This is a genomic window from Halapricum sp. CBA1109, assembly GCF_009741825.1.
GTDB lineage: Archaea > Halobacteriota > Halobacteria > Halobacteriales > Haloarculaceae > Halapricum.
Genome location: NZ_WPCA01000165.1, coordinates 1 through 5,321, shown reverse-complemented (window position 1 = coordinate 5,321; position 5,321 = coordinate 1). Strand labels below are relative to the sequence as shown.

The following is a 5,321-nucleotide window of genomic DNA, read 5'->3' as shown; positions in this document are numbered from 1 at the left end:
GACGAGGTGCGGGTCGCGCCGACCGAACCACTCACCGATATGAACCGCGGGGCGGCGGCACCGCTGGTCGTCGACACCCTGCTGGACCGGCCGGTCCGCGCCGGCGAGCAGTTCCACGTCGAGGGGGCCGGGACGTTCACCATCCTCGAGACGACGCCCGGCGGGTCGGTCCGCGTGGTCGACAGCACCGAGGTCAGCGTCGCGCCGCCGTCGGCTGCCGACGAGTCTGCGGGGAGCGACGACGGCGGCGACGACGGGAGCGAGAGCGACGGCGAGTCCGGCACCGACCCCAGCGGCGCGACCTACGAGGACATCGGGGGCCTCGACGACGAACTGGAGAAAGTCCGGGAGATGGTGGAGTTGCCGCTGTCGGACCCGGACGTGTTCCGTCGGTTGTCGGTCGACCCGCCAAGCGGCGTCCTCCTCTATGGTCCGCCGGGGACCGGGAAGACGCTCATCGCGCGGGCGGTCGCAAACGAGGTCGACGCCTACTTCGACGTCATCTCCGGGCCCGAAATCGTCTCCAAATACAAAGGCGAGAGCGAGGAGCAACTCCGGGCGGCGTTCGACCGCGCGGCCGAGAATGCGCCGGCCATCCTGTTCATCGACGAGGTGGACTCCATCGCGGCGCCGCGACGAGGACAGCGATATGGAGAACCGCGTGGTCGCCCAACTGCTGACGCTGATGGACGGCCTCGAGGACCGCGGCCGCGTCGTCGTCATCGGGGCGACCAACCGCGTCGACGCCGTCGATCCGGCGCTGCGCCGCGGCGGGCGCTTCGACCGCGAGATAGAGGTCGCGTCCCCGACGCCGAGGGCCGCCGGGAGATTCTCGACGTCCACACCCGCGGGATGCCGCTGGCCGAGGACGTGGATCTGGACACCCTCGCCGAGCGAACGCACGGGTTCGTCGGCGCGGACATCGCGTCGCTGGCGACCGAGGCGGCGATGCACGCCATCCGCCGGGACCGGGAGGCCCCGTCGGTCGGCCGCGCCGACTTCGACGCCGCGATGGCCGGGGTCGAACCCTCCGCGATGCGGGAGTACGTCGCCGAGTCGCCGGCGGTCGACTTCTCGGACGTGGGCGGCCTCGAGGACGCGAAAGCGACCCTCGAACAGGCCGTCGAGTGGCCGCTTCTGTACGGCCCGCTGTTCGACGCCGCCGACACCGACCCGCCCAGCGGCGTCCTGCTGTATGGCCCGCCCGGGACGGGCAAGACCCTGCTCGCCCGGGCACTGGCCGGCGAGAGCGGCGTCAACTTCGTCCACGTCAACGGACCGGAGTTGCTAGACCGCTACGTCGGCGAGTCCGAGGAGTCCGTCCGGGAGGTGTTCGAGTTGGCCCGCCAGACGGCCCCGACTATCGTCTTCCTCGACGAGATAGACGCCGTCGCGGGCACCCGCGGGGAGACCCACGAGGTGACCGAACGCGTCGTCTCACAGCTGTTGACCGAGCTAGACGGTGTCGTCGACAACCCGAACATCGTCGTCATCGGCGCGACCAACCGGAAAGACGCCATCGACGACGCCCTCCTGCGGCCGGGTCGACTGGAGGAACACGTCGAGGTAGGCCTGCCCGACGCCGAGGGCCGCCGGAAGATACTGGCGGTCCACACCGAGGGGAAACCGCTGGCCGAGGACGTCGATATCGAGGACATCGTCGTCCGAACGGAGGGGTTCTCGGGAGCGGAACTGGCTGCGGTAATCCGGGAGGCGGCACTCCTCGCCATCGACGAGGTGGCGACGGCCTACGGTCCCGAGGACGCCAACGACCACGCCGACGAGGTCGAACTCACGCTTGCGCACTTCGAGGCGGCGCTGGACGAGGAGCACGGGCAGCGCTAACTGTCTCTCTCATCCGGTTCCTTCTCGTCGGCACGTGGAATCCACCGCAGGGTGAGCGCCATCTCTTTCGTCCCCATCCCGAGCAGCGACTCGTCGGTCGCTATCTCGACACGCTGCGGGGCCGGGAGGTCGATGCGCTCGCCGTCGACGTCGATACCCAGCGGCGTCCGCGCGTCGATACGGGCGTCGAGCGTCGAGAGCGCGTGAGTCAGTTCGGTCTGGTTCCAGTCGCCGCCACCGGAGAGGGGGCTCACGCCGCCGACGACCGGCCGGATGCTCACGTCGGCGCTCCGGTTCGAGAGGACGGCGTTGAGGACTACGCCCAGCAGGACGACCAGTCCCGAGACGTACAGCCACGTCAAAAGGAGGAGGATGCCGCCGACGACGTTCTGCTCGCCCGAGCGGACGTACACCTGAAAGCCCGCCTGAAAGACGGCCAGTCCCGCCGCGGCGAACGCCGTTCCGGGGAGGACTTCGAGGACCGACACGTCCGTGTCCGGGAAGACGTAGTACATCGGCAACAGCGTGAGCGTGAGGCCGGCGACCAGCACTATCGGTTCCAGTAGGTCCCCGACGCCGCCGCTCGGGAGGAGTCGGAACACTGCCAGCGACAGGGCGACACCGACGGCGAACGTCACCAACACGAGCGCGCCGTCGGCGAGTTGGTCGAGAAAGGAGTTGGCGGCCTCCGTCTCATAGATGTCCGAGAAGGCGGTGTCCAGCCCGCGGAAGATGCGCAGGGTCCCCCAGACGAGGACGCCGATTCCCAGCAGTGACAGCCCCGTCGACTGGCTCGCGGCCCGCATCTCAGCGACGAGGAGGTCCTGTGTCCCCTCGGTGAAGATGGCCCGCCCCAGTCTGATCAGTCCCGTCTCAAGTGTCGCGTTGCCAAGCCCCGAGGCGACGTACAGGAGGAGGCCGAACAGCGGCAACAGCGAGACGAACGCGTGGTAGGCGATGCTCCCCGCGAGAAACGGAATCTTCTCCACGCGCGTCTCGTGGACCATCGCCCGCACCACTCGCTCGACCCGTCGCACGTCGACGTTCATACCCGCGGTTGGTCGCCCCCGGTGAAGAAGCTGCGTACCGCCGACCGCTTGGTGTGTGGTATCATCTTTATTGACACTCGCCACCAAGATACTGGTATGTCGTCACACGCCCACTACATCGACGGCGAGTGGACAGGCGGTGCCAGCGGGGAGGAGTTCGAGAGCGTCGACCCCGCGACCCGGGAGACGCTGGGGTCGTTCCCGCAGGGGACACCCGAGGACGTATCGCGGGCCGTCGCCGCCGCCGCGGACGCCTTCGACTCGTGGCGCGAGCGCTCGTACATCGACCGTGCGGAGCACCTCTGGGACGTCTTTCACGAGCTCCGGGACCGCCACGACGAACTCGGCGAGGTCGTCACGCGGGAGTGTGGCAAGGAGATCAGCGAGGGTCGGGCGGACGTGACCGAGGCGTGGCATATGGTCGAGTGGGCCGCCGGCAACGCCCGCCACCCCCACGGCGACATCGTTCCGAGCGAGATAGCCGCCAAAGACAGCTATATGCGCCGGAAGCCCCGCGGCGTCGTCGGCTGTATCACGCCGTGGAACTTCCCGGTCGCCATCCCCTTCTGGCACATGGCAGTCGCGCTGGTCGAGGGCAACACCGTCGTCTGGAAACCGGCCGAACAGACGCCGTGGTGTGGCCACGTCGTCGCGGAGATGATGGCCGACGCGGGCATCCCCGACGGCGTGTTCAACCTCGTGCAGGGCTACGGCGACGCCGGCAACGCCATCGTCGAAGACGACCGCGTGGACACGGTCCTCTTTACCGGTTCGGCAGAAGTCGGTCACAGCGTCGCCGACAAGATCGGCGGACAGAGCGGCCGTAGCGCCTGCTGTGAGATGGGCGGGAAAAACGCCATCGTGGTCACCGACACCGCCGACTTGGACATCGCCGTCCACGCCGCGGTGATGTCCAGTTTCAAGACCACCGGCCAGCGCTGTGTCTCCAGCGAGCGCCTGATCGTCCACGAGGACGTCTACGACGAGTTCAAGTCGCGGTTCGTCGACGTCGCCCAGTCCGTTCGGGTCGGCGATCCGCTGGACGAGGAGACGTTTATGGGCCCGGTCGTCGACCGCGAACAGGTCGAGAAGTTCCACCGCTACAACGACCTCGCCCGGAGCGAGGGCGCCGAGGTGCTGGTCGACCGCGCGGACCTGCCGGAGACGATGCTGCCCGACGGCTACGACGAGGGCTTCTGGGTCGGACCGTTCGTCTACGAGATGGAGTACGACCCGGACGCGCGCTGTCTCACCGAGGAGGTGTTCGGCCCGCACGTGGCGCTGATCGAGTACAGCGGCGGCATCGAACGCGCCGTCGAGATGCACAACGCCGTCGACTACGGCCTCGCTGGGGCCGTCATCGCCGAGGACTACCGACAGATAAACTACTACCGCGACCGCGCCGAGGTCGGACTGGCCTACGGCAACCTCCCGTGCATCGGCGCGGAGGTGCAGTTGCCCTTCGGCGGTGTGAAAAAATCCGGCGTCGGCGCGCCCCACGCCCGCGAGGTCATCGAGGCCGTCACCGACCGGACGGCGTGGACCTTAAATAACGACGAGGACATCGAGATGGCCCAAGGGCTCTCGGCGGACATCACGACCGACGGGGAGTGATACGCTCCGATGGACAGGAAGAACCCCCACATCTAAGATAATACCGGTAGTATTACACAGTATGGCTAACTCGACCCGTGTCACGGAGAAAGGCCAGGCGACGATACCCAAGGACCTTCGCAAAAAATACGACTTAGAGCCCGGTGACGAGGTGATATGGATCGATACCGACGAGGGAATCGTCGTCAAGAAGCGCACTCGCACGAGCGGACGCGGGATGCTCGTCCCCGAGGACACGCCCGAAGCGAAGCGCGAGGAGATCGCCGAGGAGTTGGGCAACCGTGTCCGCGACCGCCGGGACCGCAACTACGAGGACGGCTGAGATGGCGGTGTACACTGCTGACGCCGTGTCGTTGTTGACCTACCTCGTCGATGCGCTTCCGAGCGAGGCCGATCGGATCTTTGCGGAGGCCGAGGCCGGGGAGACCGTCGTCCAAGCCCCGAGCACGGCGCTCGCCGAGGTACTGTACTCGGTCTCCCGTGACAAGGACGTACGGGGTGTCACCCTCTCCGGGACGCCGGAGGAAGCCAGACAGGCGCTAGTCGGAAATGGCCCCGTCGCTATCGCCCCAGCCGACGATGCGAGATGGGAGAGTACGCCCAGTTGGTCGACGAGTTCAGTATTCACGACGGGATGGTTGTCGCCAGCCACCGTGCACGGAACACCGATGCGATCATCACGACCGACGGCGCTATCGTCGACGCCGGCTACGAGACACGCTGGTCGTGAGTCCGCGAGTCTCTCAGTCAAAATAGGCTGGCCGCGACCGAAGGGAGCGGCCAGTACGCACCCTCACCGCGAGATGGACTTCG

At 67.4% G+C, this 5,321-nt stretch carries 4 protein-coding genes and 1 pseudogene; 4 read left to right on the top strand and 1 reads right to left on the bottom strand.

Annotated features, from left to right (window positions below; all coding sequences use genetic code 11):
• Positions 1-1,845 (top strand): annotated as a pseudogene (locus GJ629_RS14070) (AAA family ATPase); the annotation flags it as partial.
• Here the strand turns inward: GJ629_RS14070 and GJ629_RS14065 are convergent.
• Positions 1,842-2,894 carry a YihY/virulence factor BrkB family protein gene (locus GJ629_RS14065; RefSeq protein ID WP_157513602.1) on the bottom strand — a complete coding sequence of 351 codons (1,053 nt, stop codon included), beginning with the start codon at positions 2,892-2,894 and terminating at the stop codon, positions 1,842-1,844. The pseudogene GJ629_RS14070 and the gene GJ629_RS14065 overlap by 4 nt on opposite strands.
• A gap of 96 nt (positions 2,895-2,990) precedes the next feature.
• Between GJ629_RS14065 and GJ629_RS14060 the strand changes: the two genes are divergently transcribed.
• The 3 genes from GJ629_RS14060 (at position 2,991) to GJ629_RS17285 (ending at position 5,238) form a co-directional block, all read left to right on the top strand.
• Positions 2,991-4,508, top strand: a complete 1,518-nt coding sequence (locus GJ629_RS14060) for an aldehyde dehydrogenase family protein (protein ID WP_157513601.1) — start codon at positions 2,991-2,993, stop codon at positions 4,506-4,508.
• Positions 4,509-4,569: 61 nt separating this feature from the next.
• A complete protein-coding gene (locus tag GJ629_RS14055; RefSeq protein WP_157513600.1) occupies positions 4,570-4,830 on the top strand; it encodes an AbrB/MazE/SpoVT family DNA-binding domain-containing protein in 261 nt (86 codons plus the stop codon).
• 264 nt (positions 4,831-5,094) lie between these two features.
• Complete coding sequence (locus GJ629_RS17285) at positions 5,095-5,238, top strand: hypothetical protein (protein WP_231754644.1); 144 nt, start codon at positions 5,095-5,097, stop codon at positions 5,236-5,238.
• Positions 5,239-5,321 lie beyond the last annotated feature (83 nt).